The organism is Devosia riboflavina, assembly GCF_000743575.1.
Taxonomy (GTDB): Bacteria; Pseudomonadota; Alphaproteobacteria; order Rhizobiales; family Devosiaceae; genus Devosia; species Devosia riboflavina.
This window is the reverse complement of record NZ_JQGC01000050.1, coordinates 1-3,583: the sequence shown is the minus strand read 5'-3', so window position 1 is coordinate 3,583 and position 3,583 is coordinate 1. Positions and strand designations below refer to the sequence as shown.

The 3,583-nt window shown below is 61.6% G+C and carries 5 protein-coding genes; all 5 read left to right on the top strand.

What is annotated here, in order from left to right:
- Window positions 1-862, top strand: an 862-nt coding sequence (locus JP75_RS24575; RefSeq protein WP_035087782.1) for an anthranilate synthase component I family protein, incomplete at its 5' end; no start/stop codon positions are given.
- A 232-nt stretch (window positions 863-1,094) separates the two neighbouring features.
- Window positions 1,095-1,694: an anthranilate synthase component II gene (locus tag JP75_RS24570; protein ID WP_035087780.1), complete on the top strand. Its 600-nt coding sequence runs from the start codon at window positions 1,095-1,097 to the stop codon at window positions 1,692-1,694.
- The gene (gene trpD / locus JP75_RS24565; RefSeq protein ID WP_035087778.1) at window positions 1,691-2,713 is read left to right on the top strand and encodes an anthranilate phosphoribosyltransferase; all 1,023 of its coding nucleotides are present in this window, start codon (window positions 1,691-1,693) and stop codon (window positions 2,711-2,713) included. Before JP75_RS24570 ends, trpD begins: the two co-directional genes overlap by 4 nt.
- Window positions 2,710-3,369: an indole-3-glycerol phosphate synthase TrpC gene (locus JP75_RS24560; RefSeq protein WP_035087775.1), complete on the top strand. Its 660-nt coding sequence runs from the start codon at window positions 2,710-2,712 to the stop codon at window positions 3,367-3,369. Before trpD ends, JP75_RS24560 begins: the two co-directional genes overlap by 4 nt.
- Window positions 3,369-3,583: cyclic pyranopterin monophosphate synthase MoaC (locus tag JP75_RS24555; RefSeq protein WP_035087773.1), on the top strand; the 215-nt coding region annotated here is incomplete at its 3' end. The genes JP75_RS24560 and JP75_RS24555, both read left to right, overlap by 1 nt.

Here is a 3,583-nt window from a genome sequence, read left to right as displayed (position 1 = left end):
CGAATCCATCGAGGTCACCAGCAACACCTCGCGCGACGAATATTTCGAGATGGTGGCGCGGGCGAAGGACTACATCGCGGCTGGCGACATTTTCCAGGTGGTGTTGAGCCAGCGGTTTTCGGCTGATTTCACCCTGCCGCCGACGGCGCTTTATCGGGCGCTGCGCCGGACCAACCCTTCGCCGTACATGTATTTCCTCGACTTTGGCGACTTTGCCGTGGCGGGGTCGAGCCCGGAAATCCTGGTGCGGGTGCAGAATGGCGAAGTGACCATTCGGCCGATCGCTGGGACGCGGAAACGTGGGGCGACGCCGACGCGGGATCAGGAACTGGCGGCGGAGCTGCTGAGCGATCCCAAGGAACTGGCCGAGCACCTGATGCTGCTCGATCTCGGGCGCAACGATGTGGGTCGCGTGGCGGAGACGGGTTCGGTGAAGGTCACCGACAAGTTTTTCCTCGAATATTATTCGCACGTGATGCACATCGTTTCGAATGTGGTGGGCAAGCTCGATCCGCAATATGATTTTGTGGATGCACTTTCGGCAGGCTTCCCGGCGGGGACGGTTTCGGGTGCGCCGAAGGTGCGGGCGATGGAGATCATCGACGAGCTCGAAAAGTCGCGGCGCGGGATTTATGGCGGTTGCGTGGGGTATTTCGGCGCCGACGGGACGATGGATACCTGTATCGTGCTGCGCACCGGGATCGTCAAAGACGGCAAGCTTTATGTGCAGTCGGGTGCGGGGATCGTTGCCGATAGCGTTCGGGAACTCGAACAGCTCGAATGCGAGAACAAGGCGCGTGCCCTTTTCAGCGCGGCCGAAGAAGCGCTACGCTATGCCGGCGAAGCGGGAGTGGGACAGTGAGTTTTTTTGGCGTTGATGATTGTGGGGACATACCCCCACCCTCATTCCCTCCCCACAAGGGGCAGGGAGGCGCTTGCCTCGATTTCACGGCTCCATCCTTTCCCTCCCCCTTGTGGGGAGGGACCAAGGGTGGGGGTAATCTAGCGGCTGCTCTACGATGGCGGGGCCGGTTCTGAAACAGAGGTTCCCGCTTTCGCGGGAATGACACAGTGGTTCAGGATAGGCTCCAAAAATGACCAAGACCCTCGTCATCGATAACTACGACAGTTTTACCTACAATCTCGTCCATTTTCTGGGCGAGCTCGGCGCCACGATGACCGTGCGCCGCAATGACAAGATTACGCTCGAAGAAATTGCCGCCATGGCGCCGGAAGCGATTGTGCTTTCGCCCGGGCCGTGTACGCCGACCGAGGCGGGCATTTGCCTTGCCGTGATCGACCGGTTCAAGGGGCAGATCCCGATGCTGGGCGTGTGCCTGGGGCATCAGGCCATGGGCCAGGCGCTGGGAGGCGATGTCATTCGCGCGCCGCATCTGGTGCATGGCAAGACCAGCAAGATCAATCATACCGGCAAGGGTATTTTCCGGGGGTTGAATGCTGGCTTTGAGGCGACGCGTTATCACTCGCTGATCGTGAAGGCCGAGACGCTGCCGGACGTGCTGGAAGTGACGGCGACGACGGATGACGGGCTGATCATGGGCATGCAGCACAAGACGCTGCCACTGCATGGGGTGCAGTTTCATCCGGAGAGCATTGCTAGCGAAAATGGCCATGCGCTGCTGCAGAACTTTTTGAATATTGCCCGTGACTTCAACGGGCAGAGGGCGGCGTGATGGATATCAAGCAGGCTCTGCACAAGATTTCCGAGGGTCGCGATCTCGCGGGCGAAGAGATGCGCTCGGTGATGCGGCTGATCATGGAAGGTCAGGCGACGCCGGCACAGACCGGTGCTTTCCTGATGGGCATGCGCATCAAGGGCGAGAGCGTGGGCGAAATTGCCGCTGCGGTTTCGATCATGCGCGAGAAAATGGTGCCGGTGGATGCACCTGAGGATGCCGTCGATATCGTTGGGACCGGTGGCGACGGCGTCGGGACGCTGAATATTTCTACGGCGGCTTCGTTTGTCGTGGCGGCGACCGGTGTGCCTGTCGCCAAACATGGCAATCGGGCGCTGTCGTCCAAGTCGGGTTCGTCGCAGGCGCTTGAGGCGCTGGGCGTAAAACTGGACCTGACGCCGGCGCAGATTGGCGAGTGTGTGCGGCAGGCCGGCATTGGGTTCATGTTTGCGCCTTCGCATCATCCGGCGATGAAATATGTAGGCCCTGCTCGCGCCGAGCTTGGCGTGCGGACCATGTTCAACCTTCTGGGGCCGCAGTCCAATCCGGCGAGCGTGCGGCGCTATGTGCTCGGGGTTTATTCCGAGCAGTGGGTGGAGCCAGTGGCGGCGGCGCTGTTGGCCAACCGGGCGATCAAGGCCTGGGTGATGCATGGCAGCGACGGGCTCGACGAGCTGACCGTGACCGGTCCGAGCTTTGTGGCGCAGATTGCCAATGGCGACTTGCGCAGTTTTGAAGTCACGCCGGAAGAAGCGGGGCTGAAGCGGCACGAATTGAAGGATATCCTTGGGGGGACGCCCGAGGAGAACGCGGCGGCGATCCATGCGCTGTTTGATGGCGCGGAGGGCGCTTATCGCGATATCGTGCTGCTCAATGCCGCTGCGGCGCTGATCGTGGCCGACAAGGCGGACGATCTCAAATCAGGCGTTGCCATGGCGAAGGAAGCCATCGACAGTGGCGCGGCGAAACAGACCCTGGCCAAGCTCGTGGCCGTTTCCAACGGACAGATTGCATGACCGATATTCTCAAACAAATCGAAGCCTATAAGCGCGAGGAAATCGCAGCGGCGAAGTCGATGCGGCCATGGGCCGAGGTTGTCGCCCAGGCGCATGATCAGCCGGCGCCGCGCGGATTTCTGAAGGCGCTGAAGGACAGGCGGGCGAAGGGGCAATATGGCCTGATCGCCGAAGTGAAGAAGGCGAGCCCTTCCAAGGGGCTCATTCGGGCCTTGTTCGAGACCTATCAGGTGGCGGAAGCGCGCTCCTGGGGGGCGGACTGCATTCTCATCATTCTGGCGGCGGTCGGCGACGACGTGGCGCGGTATCTGCTCGATGCGGCCGAAGAATGGGGCATGGATGCGCTGGTGGAGGTGCATGACCAGTTGGAGCTGGATCGAGCGCTGGCGCTGGATTCCAGGTTCATTGGCATCAACAACCGCAATCTCAGGACGTTCGAGACGACGCTGGAGACTTCGGTGAAGCTTGCCGCAGGCGTGCCGGGCAATGTGCTGCTGGTGAGTGAGAGCGGTATCGTCAATCATGACCATGTCCGCATGCTGGAGGAAAAAGCCAATATCGGCACTTTCCTCGTGGGCGAGAGCCTGATGCGGCAGGACGATGTGGTCGCGGCAACGCGGGCGCTGCTGCAGGGCGTGCCCGAGACGGTGCGCTGATGTCCGAGCGGCGCCTGACCCATCTCGATGCCAAGGGCGAGGCGCATATCGTCGATATTGGCGAGAAGGCGATCACGCGGCGGCGGGCGGTGGCGCAGGCGCGCTTGAGCGGCGAGGCCGAGACGATATCAACTATCCTGGGTGGCGGGCTCAAGAAGGGTGATGCGCTGGCTGTGGCGCGCGTCGCCGGGATCATGGGCGCCAAGAAGACGTC